Annotated in this window: 18 protein-coding genes; 12 read left to right on the forward strand and 6 right to left on the reverse strand. The window is 73.6% G+C overall.

The window, feature by feature from the left end:
* Nucleotides 1-20 precede the first annotated feature (20 nt).
* On the reverse strand, nt 21-857 hold the full coding sequence (locus AF335_RS18510) for a TIM barrel protein (protein WP_102919501.1): 837 nt from the start codon (nt 855-857) through the stop codon (nt 21-23).
* Nucleotides 858-1,312: 455 nt separating this feature from the next.
* Between AF335_RS18510 and AF335_RS18515 the strand changes: the two genes are divergently transcribed.
* From AF335_RS18515 to AF335_RS18555, 9 genes are all read left to right on the forward strand, one after another.
* Nucleotides 1,313-1,687, forward strand: a complete 375-nt coding sequence (locus AF335_RS18515; protein ID WP_244927082.1) for an ArsR/SmtB family transcription factor — start codon at nt 1,313-1,315, stop codon at nt 1,685-1,687.
* A 37-nt stretch (nt 1,688-1,724) separates the two neighbouring features.
* Nucleotides 1,725-1,976, forward strand: coding sequence for a thiamine-binding protein (locus AF335_RS18520; protein ID WP_102919686.1), 252 nt, complete (start codon nt 1,725-1,727; stop codon nt 1,974-1,976).
* Nucleotides 1,973-2,365 (forward strand): helix-turn-helix domain-containing protein, encoded by a 393-nt coding sequence (locus AF335_RS18525; RefSeq protein WP_102919503.1) that lies wholly within the window; start codon nt 1,973-1,975, stop codon nt 2,363-2,365. The genes AF335_RS18520 and AF335_RS18525 overlap by 4 nt, the downstream gene beginning before the upstream one ends.
* A gap of 122 nt (nt 2,366-2,487) precedes the next feature.
* A complete protein-coding gene (gene uraD, locus AF335_RS18530; protein WP_102919504.1) occupies nt 2,488-3,036 on the forward strand; it encodes a 2-oxo-4-hydroxy-4-carboxy-5-ureidoimidazoline decarboxylase in 549 nt (182 codons plus the stop codon).
* Nucleotides 3,033-3,410 (forward strand): hydroxyisourate hydrolase, encoded by a 378-nt coding sequence (gene uraH / locus AF335_RS18535; protein WP_102919505.1) that lies wholly within the window; start codon nt 3,033-3,035, stop codon nt 3,408-3,410. Before uraD ends, uraH begins: the two co-directional genes overlap by 4 nt.
* A gap of 1 nt (nt 3,411) precedes the next feature.
* Nucleotides 3,412-4,308, forward strand: coding sequence for a factor-independent urate hydroxylase (gene pucL, locus AF335_RS18540; protein ID WP_102919506.1), 897 nt, complete (start codon nt 3,412-3,414; stop codon nt 4,306-4,308).
* 271 nt (nt 4,309-4,579) lie between these two features.
* A complete protein-coding gene (locus tag AF335_RS18545; protein ID WP_102919507.1) occupies nt 4,580-5,947 on the forward strand; it encodes an 8-oxoguanine deaminase in 1,368 nt (455 codons plus the stop codon).
* A 458-nt stretch (nt 5,948-6,405) separates the two neighbouring features.
* A complete protein-coding gene (locus tag AF335_RS18550) occupies nt 6,406-7,785 on the forward strand; it encodes a nucleobase:cation symporter-2 family protein (protein ID WP_102919508.1) in 1,380 nt (459 codons plus the stop codon).
* A 69-nt stretch (nt 7,786-7,854) separates the two neighbouring features.
* A complete protein-coding gene (locus AF335_RS18555) occupies nt 7,855-9,450 on the forward strand; it encodes a YfcC family protein (protein ID WP_376697847.1) in 1,596 nt (531 codons plus the stop codon).
* Between the two features lie 248 nt (nt 9,451-9,698).
* Here the strand turns inward: AF335_RS18555 and aceB are convergent, their stop codons facing one another.
* Together aceB and AF335_RS18565 are read right to left on the reverse strand one after the other, a co-directional pair.
* Nucleotides 9,699-11,315 carry a malate synthase A gene (gene aceB / locus AF335_RS18560; protein ID WP_102919509.1) on the reverse strand — a complete coding sequence of 539 codons (1,617 nt, stop codon included), beginning with the start codon at nt 11,313-11,315 and terminating at the stop codon, nt 9,699-9,701.
* 198 nt (nt 11,316-11,513) lie between these two features.
* Entirely contained in the window at nt 11,514-12,143 is a 630-nt protein-coding gene (locus AF335_RS18565; RefSeq protein ID WP_102919510.1) for a nucleotidyltransferase family protein, read from the reverse strand.
* A 188-nt stretch (nt 12,144-12,331) separates the two neighbouring features.
* Here AF335_RS18565 and AF335_RS18570 point away from each other — a divergent pair, with 188 nt between their 5' ends.
* Nucleotides 12,332-12,655: a DUF5955 family protein gene (locus tag AF335_RS18570; protein ID WP_244927083.1), complete on the forward strand. Its 324-nt coding sequence runs from the start codon at nt 12,332-12,334 to the stop codon at nt 12,653-12,655.
* A gap of 107 nt (nt 12,656-12,762) precedes the next feature.
* Here the strand turns inward: AF335_RS18570 and AF335_RS18575 are convergent, their stop codons facing one another.
* A complete protein-coding gene (locus tag AF335_RS18575) occupies nt 12,763-13,545 on the reverse strand; it encodes an IclR family transcriptional regulator (RefSeq protein ID WP_102919512.1) in 783 nt (260 codons plus the stop codon).
* Nucleotides 13,546-13,804: 259 nt separating this feature from the next.
* On the opposite strand from AF335_RS18575, the gene allB reads away from it, so the two are divergent.
* Together allB and alc are read left to right on the forward strand one after the other, a co-directional pair.
* The gene (gene allB / locus AF335_RS18580) at nt 13,805-15,154 is read left to right on the forward strand and encodes an allantoinase AllB (protein WP_102919513.1); all 1,350 of its coding nucleotides are present in this window, start codon (nt 13,805-13,807) and stop codon (nt 15,152-15,154) included.
* Nucleotides 15,151-16,314 (forward strand): allantoicase, encoded by a 1,164-nt coding sequence (gene alc, locus AF335_RS18585; RefSeq protein WP_102919514.1) that lies wholly within the window; start codon nt 15,151-15,153, stop codon nt 16,312-16,314. The genes allB and alc overlap by 4 nt, the downstream gene beginning before the upstream one ends.
* Here alc and AF335_RS18590 read toward each other — a convergent pair.
* Both AF335_RS18590 and AF335_RS18595 read right to left on the reverse strand, forming a co-directional pair.
* Entirely contained in the window at nt 16,295-16,858 is a 564-nt protein-coding gene (locus AF335_RS18590; RefSeq protein ID WP_102919515.1) for a GNAT family N-acetyltransferase, read from the reverse strand. The two genes, alc and AF335_RS18590, sit on opposite strands and share 20 nt — an antisense overlap.
* A gap of 4 nt (nt 16,859-16,862) precedes the next feature.
* The gene (locus tag AF335_RS18595) at nt 16,863-17,516 is read right to left on the reverse strand and encodes a thiaminase II/PqqC family protein (RefSeq protein WP_102919516.1); all 654 of its coding nucleotides are present in this window, start codon (nt 17,514-17,516) and stop codon (nt 16,863-16,865) included.
* Between the last annotated feature and the right edge of the window lie 48 nt (nt 17,517-17,564).

A 17,564-nucleotide genomic window follows, 5' to 3' on the forward strand; every position in this document is an offset into this window, starting at 1 on the left:
GGGTGCGGCGGCGTGGTCACTCAGCCCGCGCGGCGGCCGAGCGCGTCCAGCCGGCCGAAGCTGTCGGCACTGGCCCCGGAAGGGCGGTACTCCAGCCCCACCCAGCCGTCGTAGCCCGCCTTGTCCAGGTGGCCGAGGAGCGCGCCGAAGTCCAGTGCCCCGGAGCCCGGTTCCCCGCGCCCGGGGTTGTCCGCGATCTGCACGTGCCCGGTCACCCCCGCGTACCGCTCGATGACGGCGGGCAGGTCCTCGCCGCCCATGGACAGGTGGTAGAGGTCCATCAGGAAGCGTGCGTTGCCGAGCCCGCTCGCCGCGTTCACCTCCTCGACCAGTCCGACCGCGCGGGCCGAGGTGACGACGGGGTAGTCCGGGGACTCGGTGGCGTTGAGCGCCTCGATCAGGAGGACGGCCCCCGCCCGGTCCGCGGCGCGGGCGGCGCGCACCAGGTTCTCCAGGGCCAGGGCGTCCTGCGCCGCGTGGCCGACCCCCGGGACGCGGTTGCCGTAGAGGGCGTTGAGCGCGGTGCAGCCGGTGCGGGCCGCGAAGTCGGCGGCCACGTCGAGGTTGGCGCGGAAGTCGTCCGAGCCGGCGCCGGGCAGGGAGAGCACGCCCCGGTCCGGGCCCGGCAGCAGCCCCGCGTAGAAGTTCAGCCCGACCAGCCGGGTGCCGGCGTCGTCCAGCGCCCGCCGCAGGGCGTCGCGTTCGGCCGGGGCGGGCACCGCCACCCCGGGCCAGGGCCACCACAGCTCCACGGCGGTGAAACCCGCCGCCGCAGCGGCAGCCGGACGTTCCAGAAGAGGAAGTTCGGTGAAGAGGATGGAGAGGTTCACATTGAAACGCGGCTCATGAGGGCCCATGGAACGCCATTCCTTCCGTAATGCGGAAGTTAAATTCTGCTCAATGGAAGCGTGCCCGCCGAATCGAGAGGGTGTCAAGGGTCGGACCGCCGCCCGGGGGCTTTCTTCTGATGTGCGGTCAGGCGGACTCTTGCGAACTTCGGCGAACATCGAATATTGTCGAGGAGTGGGAGCGCGCAAGGGGCGGCCGGGAGGCCGCGGCGCGCCGTACGGGACGGCGGACGGCATCCGAACCCCCGCGGATGCCGTCCGCGCCGTCCGTTCACACCCCTTCTCCGCCCCGGCGCTTCGGCCGCTGTGTGGGTGATGCCTCGTGAGTGACCGCTTCCGCTACGATGCCTCAAGTTCGCAAGTTGTCGAACTTGAGTAGCGGGGGCAGGGCGCCGCGGTCCGGATGTGGTGGCGGCGGCCGGTTGCGGACACCGAAACGAGCAACATCGACGAGGAGGCCGGCCGTGCGTGCTGAACTGTTCCACCCCGACCGTGGGGAGATCTCCCTGAACAAGGTCCTGCATGCCCTGAGCGATCCCATCCGCCGGGACATCGCCCGCACCTTGTACGAGGGTGGCCCGATGGTCTGCGGACGGCTCAGCTACCCGATCGCGAAGTCCACGCTCTCGCACCACCTGAAGGTACTGCGGGAGTCGGGGCTGATGGCGACGGAGATCCGGGGCACCTCGCGGGTGATCTCGCTCCGCCGCACGGACATCGACCTCCGCTTCCCGGGGCTGCTCGACGCCGTCCAGGTCACGGCGCCCGCGCCCGAGGACGCCGGTGCGGCGGGCCGGCTGGCGGCACCCCAGCGGGAGATGGCGTCGGCCAGAGGCTGAACGCGCAGGTCAGCCACCCCGCTACGGTGGGGCCATGGTGCGATTGAGAGTGGAGTTCACAACCGAGCCGTTCGATCTCGACGAGCCGCCACCGCACGCGGTGGCGGCTCGCGACGCGGTGCGGGCCGCCGAACTGGACGCCGTGGACGTCGGCCCGTTCGGCACCAGCGCCGAGGGCGGATCGGAGGAGGTGCTGGCCGCCGTCGGCGAGCTGCTGCGCGAGTCCCTCCGGGCGGGCGCCACCCGCGTCTCCCTCCAGGTCAACGTCGTACCGGGGGAGGGGGCGTGACCGGCGCGGCCGAACACCCGTTCAGGGCGGCGGTCAGACCGCTCGTCGACGCCATGGGCGGCGAGCTGATCGAGCCCGGCGAGGCCCGCGGCGACGACGTGGTGCTGTCGTGGGAGGGGCGCGAGGTCGTGGCCGTGCGGCTGCCGCACCTGTCCGACTCGCTGGACCACATCCTGGCCGAACTGGAGCGCAGGCACGGCCTGCCGCTGGCCGAACTGGACCGCCGCGCCAAGCAGTCGGTCGTACGGACCCTGGAGGCGCGCGGCGCGTTCTCCGTACGCCATGGCGTGGAGAGGGTGGCCGCGGCGCTGGGCGTCAGCCGCTTCACCATCTACAACTACCTCAACCGGGAAGCCGATCCGGGAAAGACCACCCGGAGCGGTGAGTAATTTCAACAAAGTGTTGACGGGGTGTTTCCGAGGGCGTTAGCTATGCGCAGCCCGTTCACGCCCGGCGGTCGTGTGCGGTCCGTTCACGCTCAAGCTCATCGGCAGCGGCCACGGAGGCTCCCGTGACTTCGAGTTCGACGCCGGGGCTCACCCGGTTCAACACGGCGGAGGACGACGCGGCCCGGGCCGCGCTGCGCGCGGTCTGCGCCTCGGGCGCCTGGGTCGAGGCGGTCCTCGCCCGGCGCCCCTACCCCGGCCCGGCCGCCCTGTACGAGGCCGGTGACGCCGCCCTGGCCGCCCTGGCCCCGGCCGACCTCGCCGAGGCGACGGCCGGGCACCCGCCGATCGGCCGCCCCACCCCCGGCGACCCGGCATCGGCCCGCGAACAGCGCGGAATGGCGGACGCCCCCGCCGCGCTCAGGGCGGAGATGCTCGAACTGAACCTCGCCTACCAGGAGAGGTTCGGACACGTCTTCCTCGTCTGCGCCACCGGCCTCACCGCCGTACAACTGCGGGACGCCGTTCGTCACCGGATCGACAACACGCCGGAACACGAGCGCGAGATCGTCAGACGGGAACTCGGGAAGATCAACCGCATCAGGCTCGCCGGGCTCGTCACCGCGCCCGGCGGCGCCCCCGACCGACCCCCGACCGACGGGAGCCCGCCATGAGCACCGACCACCCGGCCGCCACGGTGTCCACCCACATCCTGGACACGGCCCTCGGCCGGCCCGCCGGAGGAGTCGCCGTCGAGCTCTCCGCACGGGGCGCCGACGCCGCCGGCGGCGAGGCCGGGGCCTGGGCCGCGCTCGGCGGCTCGACCACCGACGCGGACGGCCGCTGCGGGGACCTCCCGGCGCTGCCGGCGGGCACCGCCCGCGTCCGGCTCCGCTTCGCGACCGGGCCCTACCTCTCCGGCCGCGCCGGGGGAGGCACGCCCTTCCTCCCAGAGGTGACGGTCGACTTCACCGTCGCGCCCGGCGAACACCACCATGTACCGCTGCTGCTCAGCCCGTACGGCTACTCCGTATACCGAGGGAGCTAGCATGCCCGTCCTTGGCCAGAACCAGTACGGCAAAGCCGAGAACCGCGTCCTGAAGGTCACCCGGGACGGAGCCGTCCATCACCTCAAGGACCTCAGCGTCTCCGTCTCGCTCTCCGGTGACATGGACGCCGTCCACCTCACCGGCTCCAACGCCCACGTCCTGACGACCGACGCCACCAAGAACACCGTGTTCGCCTTCGCCAAGGAACACGGCATCGACTCCGCCGAGCGGTTCGGCGCCCACCTCGCCCGCCACTTCGTCGGCAGCCAGGGCCCGGTCACGGCCGCCCGGATCCGGATCGAGGAGTACGCCTGGGAGCGGATCGCCTGCGACGGCCCCGGCGAGCACTCCTTCGTCCGCACCGGGCAGGAGACCCGCACCGCGCAGATATCCTTCGACGGCACGGCCCTGCGGGTCGTCTCCGGGCTCAAGGACCTCGTGGTCCTCAACACCACCGACTCGGAGTTCCGCGGCTACGTCAAGGACCGCTACACCACGCTCCCGGAGACCGACGACCGCATCCTCGCCACCCAGGTGCACGCCCGCTGGCGGTACGCCTGGACCGGCGGCGAGGACACCGAGCCCGACTGGGACGCCGCTTACGCGGCCATCCGCGGCCACCTGCTGCGCGCCTTCGCCGACACCTACTCCCGCTCGCTCCAGCAGACCCTCTACGCCATGGGCGCGCGGGTCGTCGACAACCTCCCGGAGGTCGACGAGATCCGCCTCTCGCTCCCCAACCGGCACCACTTCCTGGTGGACCTCTCGCCGTTCGGCCTGAAGAACGACAACGAGGTGTACTACGCCGCCGACCGGCCGTACGGGCTCATCGAGGCGACCGTCCTGCGGGAGGGCGCGGAGGCCGCCATCCCGGTGGACCTGACGAACCTTCCGTGAATCACGTGCGTCTGTTGAACCACGTGTGTCTGTTGAACCACGTGTGTCTGTGAACCACGTGTGTCTGTGAACCCACGTGCGTTCGTGGACCACGCTCTCCGTGGCCCGCGAGCCTCGTGACTGACGAACCTCCGTGGACCACGCTCTCCGTGGCCCACGAGCCCCCGTGAACCGCGAACCTTCCGTGAACCGAGAACGAGGAATCGCCGTGGCAGCACCCCCGTCAGCCCCCACCGGTCCCACAAGTTCCACCGGCCCCCGGTCCGCACCCGTGGACCGGATCGTCATCGAGAACTGTGCCGTCGCCACCGTCGACGCCCAGGACACCGAATACGCCTCGGGCCATGTCGTCGTCGCCGGCAACCGCATCGAATCGGTGGGCCCGGGAGCGGCCCCCGAGGGCCTCGACCGGGTCGTCCGGCGCGTCGACGGCACCGGCCACCTCGCCACCCCCGGCCTGGTCAACACCCATCACCACTTCTACCAATGGCTCACCCGCGGCCTCGCCCAGGAGTCCGCCCTCTTCGACTGGCTCGTGACCCTCTACCCCATCTGGGCGCGCATCGACGAGCCGATGGTCCACGCCGCCGCCCGGGGCTCCCTCGCGATGATGGTCCGCGGCGGCGTCACCACCGCCATGGACCACCACTACGTCTTCCCGAAGGGCGCCGGCGACCTCCTCGGTGCCGAGATCCGGGCCGCCCGGGAGATGGGCGTCCGCTTCCACCCCACCCGGGGCTCGATGGACCGCGGCGAGTCGGCCGGCGGGCTGCCGCCCGACTTCGCCGTCGAGACCACCGAGGCGGCACTGATCGCCACCGAGGAGGCCATCGACACCCACCACGACCCGGGCTTCGACTCGATGCTCCGCGTCGGGGTCGCCCCCTGCTCGCCCTTCTCCGTCTCCACCGAACTGCTCCGCGAGGCCGCGGAGCTCGCCCGCCGCAAGGGCGTGCGCCTGCACACCCACGGCTCGGAGACCGTCGAGGAGGAGCGGTTCTGCAAGGAGCTCTTCGGGATGGGCCCCACGGACTACCTCGCGTCCACGGGCTGGCTCGGCGACGACGTGTGGATGGCCCACTGCGTCCACATGGGCGACGCCGACATCGAGGCGTTCGCCCGCACCGGCACGGGAGTGGCCCACTGCCCGTCCTCCAACGCCCGCGTCGCGGCCGGCACCGCCCCCGTCCCCGCGCTGCTCAAGGCCGGGGTGCCCGTGGGGCTCGGCGTGGACGGCACCGCCTCCAACGAGACCGGCGAACTCCACACCGAGCTGCGCAACACCCTGCTCGTCCACCGGCTCGCCGGCGGCGCCGACGCCCTGAGCGTCCGTCAGGCCCTGCGGCTGGGCACGTACGGCGGCGCGCAGGTTCTCGGCAGGGCCGGGGAGACCGGCTCGCTGGAGCCCGGCAAGCTCGCCGACCTCGTGCTGTGGAAGGTCGACGGCCTAGGCCACTCCTCCATCGCCGACCCGGTCGCCGCCCTCGTCCTCGGCGCCGCCGCGCCCGTCACCCTGTCCCTCGTCGACGGCCGGGCGGTCGTCGAGGACGGGCGGCTGGTGACGGTGGACGAGGAGGAGGTGGCGCGGGAGGCGCGTGCGGAGGCGCGGCGGCTGGCGCGGATCGCGGCGGGGGACTGAGGGTCTCACCCTTCTGTCCCGCCACGCGTCCGCCCTTCCGGACTTGGTCGAGGGGGACGGCCCTCGGCCGGGCCCGTGGGCTGCGGCCCACGGGTGGCGGGCCGGGGCGTGGCCGGTTGTGACCGGTGGCGCTCCGGCCCGCACTTTGCGCGCCTCCGGCGGGTTTTCCCCTACCCGCCCCTTCCCGGAACTGGGGGCTTCGCCCCCAGGCCCCCGGCCGCGCTGACGCGCGGTGTCCTCAATCGCCGGACGGGCTGGATTTCGCCCCTGTCCGGAGCTGAAGTTTCCGCCCGGTCCGGGCAACAACTCAGCCCGTCTGGGGGCACCTCCCAGCGGTAGCTGGGGGAGTTTGAGGACCGGGGTCCGGGGCGGAGCCCCGGTTCCGGGAAGGGGCGGGGTGGGGAAAAATCCCCCGCCCGGGGGCGGGCACCCATCGGTCACCGACAAGAGGACCCGCCATGGCCACCGTGCACGGTTCCAGCGAGCGAACCCCCGACCCGGCCCCGGAACAACGCCCCGCCCCCCACCCCGTCGACCACCTCCCACCCCTCACCAAACTCCTCGCCGGCGGCTTCCAGCACCTCGCCGCGAGTTACGCCGGGGTCGTCGCCCCGCCCCTCGTCGTCGGCGCCGCCATCGGCCTGTCCCCGACGGAGATCACCTTCCTGGTGGGCGCGGCGCTGTTCACCGCGGGGATCGCCACCCTGCTCCAGACCATCGGCTTCTGGAAGGTCGGCGCCCGGCTGCCGTTCGTCAACGGGGTGTCCTTCGCGGGCGTCCCCCCGATGCTCGCCGTCGTCGGCGCCCAGGCCGACCCGCGGGACGCCCTCCCGGTCATCTACGGCGCGGTCATGGTGGCGGGCGCGCTCGGCTTCCTCCTCGCCCCCTACTTCTGCCGGCTCGTCCGCTTCTTCCCGCCCCTGGTCAGCGGCACCGTCATCACCCTGATCGGCCTCTCGCTGCTGCCGGTCGCCTTCAAGTGGATCCAGGACGGCGGCGACCGGCCCGCGTCCCCGACCGGCCTCGGCCTGGCCGGGGCCACCCTGGTGATCGTGCTGCTGCTGCGCCGGCTGCTCCGGGGCTTTCTCCAGCAGATCGCCATCCTGCTGGGCCTGGTCGCCGGCACCCTGATCGCCGTTCCGGCCGGCGCCGTCGACCTGGATCCCGCCGCCCACGCCCACCTCGTCGGGTTTCCCGTCCCCTTCCACTTCGGCGCGCCCCACTTCGCCGTGTCGGCGATCGTGTCCATGTGCGTCCTGATGCTCGTCTGCATGACGGAGAGCACCGCGGACATGCTCGCGCTCGGGGAGATCGTGGGCCGGGCGGCGGACGAGGAGGTCATCGCGCGCGGGCTGCGCGCGGACACCCTCGGCACCGCCGTCGGGCCGTTCTTCAACGGCTTCGCGAACAGCGCCTTCGCCCAGAACATCGGCCTGGTCGCCCTCACCCGGGTGCGCAGCCGCTTCGTCGTCGCCGCCTGCGGGCTGATGTTCCTGCTGCTGGGCCTGAGCCCCGCGTTCGCCTCGCTCATCGCCGTCGTGCCCCGCCCGGTGCTGGGCGGTGCGGGCATCGTGCTCTTCGGCACGGTCGCCGCCAGCGGCGTCGGAGTCCTGGTGAAGGCGGGCCTCGACAAGGGTGACAACCTCCTGATCGCCGCCGTCTCGCTCGGCGTCGGCCTGATTCCCGTGGTCTCCGGGTCCTTCTACGACGACGCGGCCGTCCCCGAGACCCTGAAGATCGTCCTGGATTCGGGCGTCAGCGCCGGCTGTCTGACGGCCGTCGTCCTCAACCTCGCGTTCAACCACCTCGGAGCACGCCGGTCCGTGCGTGGCGACTAGGGAGATACCTCCGTTTTACGCCACAATCGGCGCAAAACAACCGCCAGAAGCGCGGAGGGGTGTTCCGTCGTGGACCAGCAAGCCGGGGACGGCGCGCCCGACCGGGAGGACGACACGGGCGGCGAGGGGCCGGTGGGAAGCGGCGCCGACGGCGGCGCGGATGGGAACGGGGGCGCGGCCGCCGGCGGCGAGGGGCGCTTCACCTTCCCCAGCGCGCTCACCGTCCTCGCGCTCGTCACCCTCGCCGTCTGGATCCTCACCTTCGTCATCCCCTCCGGCACCTACCGGCGGAACGACGACGGCAACCCCGTCCAGGGCACGTACCACCGCGAGGCCGCGCCCGGCGACTTCGTCCACCGTCTGGGCGACCTCTTCCTCTCGCCCGTCAACGGCCTGTACGGCATCCGCGACGCCCGCACCGGCGAGGTCGCCCCGGACGCGGTCGGCGCGCTCTACGGCAGCGCGGGCGTCTTCCTCTTCGTCCTCGCCATCGGCGCGTTCATCACTGTCGTCTTCGCCACCGGCGCCCTGGACCGGGGCATCGAACGGCTCGCCCACCGGCTGCGCACCCGTGGCGCCCTGCTGATCGCCGCCGTCATGACCGTCTTCTCGCTGCTCGGCACGGTCGAGGGCTTCGCGGAGGAGACCCTCGGCTTCTACGGGCTGATCGTGCCGCTGATGCTGGCCCTCGGCTACGACCGGATGGTCGCCACCGGCACGATCATCCTGGGCGCGGGCGTCGGGGTGCTCGCCTCGACCGTCAACCCCTTCGCCACGGGGGTGGCCTCGTCGGCCGCCGGGGTCTCCCTCGGTGACGGCATCGCGCTGCGCTTCGCGATGTGGGTCGTCCTCACGGGCGTCACCATCGGCTACGTCCAGCGGTACGCGCGGAGGGTGCGGACCGACCCCGGCCGTTCGATGGTGGGCTTCCTGCCCGGCGACCGGGAGCTGGCGGCGGAGGCGGCGGCGCCCCCGGAGCTGACCGGGCTGCAGAAGGCTGTCCTCGTGATCGTCACCGTGGTCTTCGTCTTTATGATCTTCTCGGTGATCCCCTGGGCGAGCGCGCTCACGGGCAAGGCGGACGCGACGCCCTACGGCTGGGAACTGGGCTGGTCGTTCGCCCAGTTGGCGGCCCTCTTCCTGGTCGCGTCGGTGCTCGTCGGCGTGGTCGCGCGGATGGGCGAGCAGCGGCTGAGCGCCGTCGTCGTCAAGGGCGCGGGCGACTTTATGTCGCCCGCGCTGACGATCGTCCTGGCGCGGGGCGTCACGGTCCTCATGAACAACGCCCGCATCACGGACACGGTGCTGCACTCCATCGAGGGCGTCGTCTCCGGCACGCCGGGCGCGTTCTTCGGCATCATGGTCTTCCTGGTCAACCTCCCGCTGGCCTTCCTGATCCCCTCGACCTCGGGCCACGCGACGCTGGCGATGCCGATCCTGGCGCCGCTGGCGGACTTCGCGGACGTGGGGCGGACGGTGGTGGTGACGGCCTGGCAGGCGGCGAGCGGTCTGATGAACCTGTGGGTGCCGACGACGGCGGTGATCATGGGCGGGGTGGCGCTGGCGAAGGTGGGGTACGACAAGTATTTGCGGTTCGTGTGGCCGTTGCTGGTGATTCTGGCGGTGCTGATCTGCGGGTTCGTGGCGCTGGGCGCGGCGGCGTAGCCCCCACCCCACCCCGCCCCTTCCCGTAACCGGGGCTGGCGCCCCGGGCCCCCTTTCCGCGCTTCGCGCGGTGGCCTCAAACGCCGGCCGGGCTGGATTTTCGCCCGGTCCGAGCTCGGCTTTCCGCCCGGTTCCGGGCAACAACTCAGCCCGTCTGGGGGCACCTCCCAGCGGTAGCTGGGGGAGTTTGAGGACCGGGGTCCGGGGCGGAGCCCCGGTTCGGGAAGGGGCGGGGTGGGGAAAGGCCCTCAGCCCCGCAGCAGACCGTACGCCGGCAGCGTCAGGAACTCCGCGTAGTCCTCGTCCAGAGCCACCCGCAGCAACAGATCGTGCGCCTCCCCCCACCGCCCCGCCGCGAAAGCCTCCCCCGTCTCCGAGCGCACCGCCCCCAGCTCCTCCGCCGCGACCCGCCGGACGAGCTCCGCGGTCACCTTCTCGCCCGTGTCGAGGACGACCCCCGCGTCGATCCACTGCCAGATCTGCGAGCGGGAGATCTCGGCCGTCGCGGCGTCCTCCATCAGGTTGAAGATGGCGGCGGCGCCCACGCCGCGCAGCCACGCCTCGATGTAGCGGATGCCGACCGCCACGGCGTTGCGCAGCCCCTCGTGGGTGGGTTTCGCCTCCAGCGAGTCGACGGCGAGGAGCTGATCCGCCGTCACCCGGACGTCCTCGCGCAGCCGCTCCTTCTGGTGCGGCCGGTCGCCGAGGACCGCGTCGAAGGAGGCGCGGGCCACGGGTACCAGGTCCGGGTGGGCGACCCAGGAGCCGTCGAAGCCGTCCCGCGCCTCGCGGTCCTTGTCCGCCTTCACCTTCTCGAAGGCCACCCGGTTGACCTCGGGGTCCTTCCGGGAGGGGATGAAGGCCGCCATCCCGCCGATCGCGTGCGCGCCACGCTTGTGACAGGTGCGCACCAGGAGTTCGGTGTACGCGCGCATGAACGGCGCCGTCATCGTCACGGAGTTACGGTCGGGCAGCACGAACCGCTCGCCGCCGTCACGGAAGTTCTTGATGATCGAGAAGAGGTAGTCCCAGCGCCCCGCGTTCAGCCCGGAGGCGTGTTCGCGCAGTTCGTGGAGGATCTCCTCCATCTCGTACGCGGCGGTGATCGTCTCGATCAGGACGGTCGCCCGGACGGTGCCGCGCGGGATGCCGAGGTGCTCCTGGGCGAAGACGAAGACGTCGTTCCACAGCCGGGCCTCCAGGTGGGACTCGGTCTTGGGCAGGTAGAAGTACGGGCCCTTGCCGAGGTCCAGCAGCCGCCGGGCGTTGTGGAAGAAGTACAGGCCGAAGTCCACGAGCGCGCCGGGCACGGCCCGTTCGCCGTCGGTGAGGTGGCGCTCGTCGAGGTGCCAGCCGCGCGGCCGGACGACGACGGTGGCCAGCTCCTCGGCGGGCCGCAGGGCGTAGGACTTGCCGCGCTCGTCGGTGAAGTCGATGCGCCGCTCGAAGGCGTCCACCAGGTTGAGCTGCCCCCGCACCACGTTCTCCCAGGTGGGGGAGGAGGCGTCCTCGAAGTCCGCGAGCCAGACGCGGGCGCCCGAGTTGAGGGCGTTGACGGTCATCTTACGGTCGGTCGGGCCGGTGATCTCCACCCGCCGGTCCGCCAGCGCGGCGGGTGCGGGGGCGACGCGCCAGTCGGGGTCCTCGCGGATGTGAGCGGTCTCCGGGAGGAAGTCCAGGGTGCCCGTGCGGGCGATCCCGGCCCGGCGCCGGGCCCGGTGGGCCAGCAGTTCGTCACGGCGGGGGGTGAACCGGCGGTGCAGCTCGCCCAGGAAGGCGAGCGCCCCGTTCGTCAGGACCTCCGACTGCCGGGCGACGGGCGGGGCGTCGGCGAGGGCCAGCGGGGACGGCGCTGGTGCGGGCATGGGCGCTCACTCCTTCAGCGGTGCTCGGGCACGGCGGCACGGAGTGCCGCCCGGCTGATCGTCAGTGGAGAATAGTTTTCTCATGGTGGAACATCAATGGGGCGGTGACGTCGGGGAACGGTTTCCGGCTCCCCGTGCCACCCCCGGCCGCCGGGCACGTGTCTGCCGGCCGCCGGGCGGGTACCCGGGCCCGGCACGTCAGCCGAGCAGCCGCAGATCGTCCGGGGTGTCGATGTCGCCGGGGTCCGCGACGTCCCCGCACTCCACGAGCGTCAGTTCCGCGGAGTGCGCCCGCAGATAGTCGCGGGCGCCGCGGTCGCCGGTGGCCGCGCGGGCCACGCCCGCCCAGTGCTCGCGCGCGAACAGCACCGGGTGGCCGCGCTCCGCGCCGTACGAGGCCGCCGCCAGGCCCGCGCCGGCCCGGTGCGCGGCCAGCAGCCGGGCCACCGCCACCGCGCCGACGCGCGGCTGGTCGACGAGCGTCACCAGCACCGCCGGGGCGTCCCCGGCGGTCAGCGCGGCGAGCCCCGCGCGCAGCGAGGAGCCCATGCCGTCGGCCCAGGAGGGGTTGTCCAGCAGCTCACAGCCGGGGAGCCGGCAGCGCGCCCGGACCTCCTCGGAGGCCGCGCCGAGCACGACGTACCTCGGTGCGCAGCCCCCCTCGGCCAGGATCGCCGCCGCGTGCTCCACCAGCGGCCGCCCCCGGTGCTCCAGCAGCGCCTTCGGCCGGCCGCCGAGCCGTCTGCCGCCGCCCGCCGCGAGCAGCAGTCCGGCGACGGGCGCCGCCCCGGAGGCGGCTCGGTATGTCGTGGCCGTGGTGCGCGTCATGGCCCCTGCATACCGCATCGATCGGCGGGGCGGGGCGCGGCGGCCGCATCACCCGTGCGTGCGGAGTACGGACTTGATTTCGCCGTGCGTGTAGCGCGAGGTACGGAAAGTGCGTTAACTGATCCGCGCTAGCGGGTGGGAGGGGGAAGGTCGTGGCGGAGGGCGCCGGAGTGGCGGAAGAGGAGCGTGTGGATCGCGTCGGCGAGGACCCGAGGGTGAACGAGCTGTGCGACGCGGTGTCCCGGCTGCGCCGGGCGCTCGCCGGGCACCCTGCCGTATTACCCGACCGCGACGCCGCCGAGGACGAGCTGGCCGCCCTCGACGCGATGGCGCGCGCCGGTGAGCCCGAGGTGCCCCGGCTGCGCCGGGCGCTGCTCCTGGTCGCGGGCGCCCTGGGCTCGGTGAGCGCCCTGGCCCCCGCGCTCGGCGAGGTCAGGGCCGCGGTCGACCGCTTCGGCGGGACGCCGGGGGAGGAGCCGTTCCGGGTGCCGGACCCCCGCGAAGGGGGCTGACGCGCGGAGCGTACGGGCGGGACCGTACGGGCGGGGGAGAGCGGCCTCGCGCACCTGCTGTGGGGCGTGGCCGACGGCCGGCGCGGCAGTGCGGCCGGCGACCCGCGTCAGGCGGACGTGTTGGCCAGCGTCACCGACAGCTCGGCCGCCACCTGCTGGAGCAGCGGCACGATCCGCTCCGTGGCCGCGTCCGTGACCCGGCCCGCCGGGCCCGAGATGGAGATGGCGGCGGCCGTCGGGGCGTTGGGCACCGGGACCGCGAGGCAGCGGACCCCGATCTCCTGCTCGTTGTCGTCCACGGCGTAGCCGCTCTCGCGCACCCGGGTCAGCGCGTCCAGGAAGCCTTCCGGCGTGGTGATCGTCTTCTCGGTCGCGGCGGGCATGCCCGTACGGGAGAGCAGCGCGCGGACCTCGTCGTCGGGGCTCTGCGCCAGCAGCGCCTTGCCCACCCCGGTGGTGTGCGGCAGCACCCGCAGCCCGACCTCGGTGAACATCCGCACCGAGTGGCGCGAGGGCACCTGGGCGACGTAGACGACCTCGTCGCCGTCGAGCAGCGCCATGTTCGCGGTCTCGCCGGTCTCCTCGACCAGCCGCGCGAGGTGCGGGCGGGCCCAGGTGCCGAGCAGCCGGGAGGCGCTCTCGCCGAGGCGGATCAGACGGGGGCCCAGGGCGTACCGGCGATTGGGGTGCTGGCGGACGTAGCCGCAGGCCACCAGCGTGCGCATCAGGCGGTGGATGGTCGGCAGCGGCAGCCCGCTGCTCGCGGAGAGCTCGCTCAGCCCTACCTCGCCGCCCGCGTCCGCCATCCGCTCCAGGAGGTCGAAAGCGCGCTCCAGGGACTGGACACCGCCAGTGGGTGAGGCGGTTCGGGGCTCGGTGGGCGAGGGCACGTTCGGGGTCCTTCCGGGACGGGTGGCAGAAGCCTACCGGCCCGTCGCCACCCCTGTTCGCCACCTTCCGTCAGAAGAAATCCCATTTCTGTCCTCTGGAAAGCCGCAGGAGGGGCGGGGGCGGTCCGGAGGTCTTGACGGGTGCGGGGCCCGGCTGAAGACTGCCCACACCGCCGTTCAACAGAACGTTGAAAAACATCTCGCTCGTCATCACTGGGATCGCCGGTAGTCACCGGGAACCGCTGGGAGAGGAGAAGGCGTGTCCCCAGAACCGGTGGAGCTGGTGCTGCGCTCCACACGCGTCGTCACCCCGGAGGGGACCCGCGCCGCCTCCGTCGCCGTGGCCGCCGGCCGGATCGCGGCGGTCCTGCCCCACGACAGCGACCCGCCGCCCGGCGCCGTGACCGAGGACCTCGGGGACGACGCCCTGCTCCCCGGCCTCGTCGACACCCATGTGCACATCAACGACCCGGGCCGCACCGAGTGGGAGGGCTTTCGCACCGCCACCCGCGCGGCCGCCGCCGGGGGCGTCACCACGCTCGTCGACATGCCGCTCAACAGCCTCCCGCCGACCACCACCGTCGAGCACCTCGGGGTCAAACGGGACGTGGCACGCGGCGCGGTCCACGTCGACGTCGGATTCTGGGGCGGCGCGCTCCCCACGAACCTCGCGGACCTGCGGCCCCTCCACGAGGCCGGCGTCCTCGGCTTCAAGTCCTTCCTGTCGCCCTCCGGCGTCGAGGAGTTCCCGGCCCTCGGCCCCGGCGACCTGGAGGCCGTCGCGGCGGAGCTCGCCGGCTTCGGCGGCCTGCTGATCGTGCACGCCGAGGACCCGGCCCACCTCGACCGCGCCCCCCGGCCCCACGGCCGGCGCTACGCGGGCTTCCTCGCCTCCCGCCCGCGCGCCGCCGAGAACGACGCCGTCGCCGGCCTGATCTCCGTCTCCCGGCGGCGCGGCACCCGCGTCCACGTCCTGCACCTGTCGTCCTCCGACGCCCTCCCGCTGCTCGCCGGGGCCAGGGCGGACGGCGTGCGCGTCACCGCCGAGACCTGCCCGCACTTCCTGACCCTCACCGCCGAGGAGGTCCCCGACGGGGCCACCGAGTTCAAGTGCTGCCCGCCCATCCGCGAGGCCGCCAACCAGGACGCCCTCTGGGCGGGGCTCGCCGCCGGCACCCTCGACTGCGTCGTCTCCGACCACTCGCCCTGCACCCCCGACCTCAAGGTCCCCGACTTCGGCACCGCCTGGGGCGGCATCTCCTCCCTCCAGCTCGGCCTCCCCGCCGTCTGGACCGCGGCCCGCCGCCGCGGCCACACCCTCCGGGACGTCGCCCACTGGATGGCCGCCGCCCCCGCCGCCCTCGCCGGACTCCACCGCAAGGGCGCCATCGCCCCGGGCCGCGACGCCGACTTCGCGGTCCTCGCGCCCGAAGAACCCTTCACCGTCGACCCGGCCGCGCTCCACCACCGCAACCCCGGCACCGCCTACGCCGGAAGGGAACTGCTCGGCGTCGTCCGGTCCACCTGGCTGCGCGGCCGCCGGATCGCGGGGCCGGGCGCCCTCGCCGAACCCACCGGCCTCCTCCTCGAAAGGCAGCGCGGCACATGACCGAGATACGCCCCTCCGCCGAAGACGCCCCGCCCCGTTCCTTCGCCGGCAACGCGGAACCGTACGCGGGCGGCGACCCGTACGCCGACTACCGCACCGCGCCCGTCCCCTTCGGGCACCTCCCCGACCTCGCCGACCGCGACCTGGGCGCCGCCGTCGTCGCCGCCAGCGACGAGTTCTTCGCCGAGCGCGAGAACCTGATCACGCCCACCGCCCCCCGCTTCGACCCGCGCGCCTTCGGCCACAAGGGCAAGGTCATGGACGGCTGGGAGACCCGCCGCAGGCGCGGCGCCACGGCCGCCGCGCCGCACCCCGCCCCCGGCGACCACGACTGGGCGCTGATCCGGCTCGGCGTCCCCGGCCGCGTCCACGGACTCGTCGTCGACACCGCCCACTTCCGGGGCAACCACCCCGAGGCCGTCTCCGTCGAGGCCGCCGCCCTGCCCGGCACCCCCGCCCCCGAGGAACTGCTCGCCGGGGACGTGAAGTGGACCGTCCTCGTACCGCGCACCCCGGTCGGCGGGCACGCCGCCAACGCCTTCGCCGTCGGCGCCCGCGAGCGCTTCACCCACCTGAGACTGCGTCAGTACCCCGACGGCGGCGTCGCCCGGCTGCGGGTGCACGGCGAGGCGGTGCCCGACCCCGCCTGGCTCGCCGCCCTCGGCGTCTTCGACCTCGCCGCGCTGGAGAACGGGGGCCATGTCGAGGACGCCTCCGACCGCTTCTACAGCTCGCCCTTCAACAGCATCCGGCCCGGCCGCTCCCGCGAGATGGGCGACGGCTGGGAGACCCGCCGCCGCCGCGACACCGGCCACGACTGGGTCCGCTACCGCCTCACCGGCCGCGCCGCCCTCCGGGGCGTCGAGATCGACACCGGCTGCTACAAGGGCAACGCCCCCGGCTGGGCCGCCCTCTCCATCCTCGACGCCACCGCCGGCGCGGACCCCGCCGACCCCGGAGCCGACTGGACCGAGGTGCTCCCGCGCACCCGCCTCCAGCCCGACGCCGTCCACCGCTTCCCGCTGGCCGCCCGGCCGGTCGCCACGCACGTACGGATCGACGTCCTCCCCGACGGCGGCGTGGCCCGGCTGCGCGTGCACGGCTCGCTGACGGACCGGCCCGGTGACGGGCCGCGGCCCGTCACAGGGGGCGGCTCATGAACAGCGCGATCTCACCCTCCGACGCCGTCCCCGTGTAGAGCGTGGTGTCCAGGCCGCACAGCGCGAAGCCCATCCGGCGATACGCGCGCACGGCCGGGGCGTTGACGTTGGTCACCTCCAACCAGGCGGTGCGCGCCCCCAGTTCCCGGCCGTGCGCGAGGGCGCGGTCCATCAGGGCGGCCCCGACGCCCTGGCCGCGCCGGTGCGGCGCCACCCGGATGTCGGAGATCAGCAGCCGGCGGTTCCAGGCGGAGTGGGCGAACGTGACGGCGCCGCACAGGCCCCCGGCGTCGTGGGCGACGACCGTCCGGGCCCCCTCGGCCCCCTCGTCTTCGCCGGGCCCCGCCTCCTCCTCCGCTTCGGACGGGTAGACCTTCCGCAGCGGAGGGTCGACCGGCACGGCGCGGACGCGGAACCCCTCCTCGGTGGCCGTCACTTCGAGGACGGAACCGGTCGTGAAGGAGTTGTCGAGGGCCTCGACGCCCTCGAAGTCCGCGGGGAGCGCGGTCCGGTAGGCCACCGACGGCCGATCGCTGAACGACATGCGTTCACCGTACAGCGAGCGATTCCCAGAACATCGACTCGTAGTCCTGGAGCAGCCGGCCGTAGCGGCGCGCCGAGGGTTCGGAGAGCCGGCCCGCCGCCAGCCCGGCCGACACCGCGGCCAGTACCGCGTCCGAGGCGCCCGGCTTCGGCTCGGCGAAGAGGTCGAAGAAGGCGCACGCCGCGTCGTCGAAGCCGTACCGCTCGCGCAGCGCCCGGCCGACCGTGGCGCAATAGCCGGACCACGCGGCGAAGTTGGCGGACAGGGCGACGACCACGTCCACCGGCTCCGCGCCGAGCGCGAGCCGGGCCACGTACGACGGATACGCCTGGCAGCCGGCCCGCGGCTCGTAGGCCCGCACGGTCTCCTCGTCGAGCCCGCAGGCGGTGGCCAGCGCCCCGAGGTGGCCCAGGGCCGAGTCCTCGCCCCGCGCGAGGGTCTCGAAGAACGCGGCGACGGCCGGCAGGGATCCGGCCCGCCCGGCGAGGTGGGCGAAGCTGCGGCGGTCGCCGACGATGACGTGGTGCTGTTCCAGCGCGAGGGTCGCGAGGACCTCGACGGGCGCCTCTCCCGCCGCGATCCGCTCGACGGTCGCGTTCGGCGCGGGCGCGAGCTCCCGCGCCGCGTCCGCCAGTACGTCCTGGGCCGTGCGCGTCATCGATCCGCCTTCCGCCGTCCGAGCGGGGGCCGTCCCCCGGCCCAGCCT

The organism is Streptomyces eurocidicus, assembly GCF_002891295.1.
Lineage (GTDB): Bacteria > Actinomycetota > Actinomycetes > Streptomycetales > Streptomycetaceae > Streptomyces > Streptomyces eurocidicus.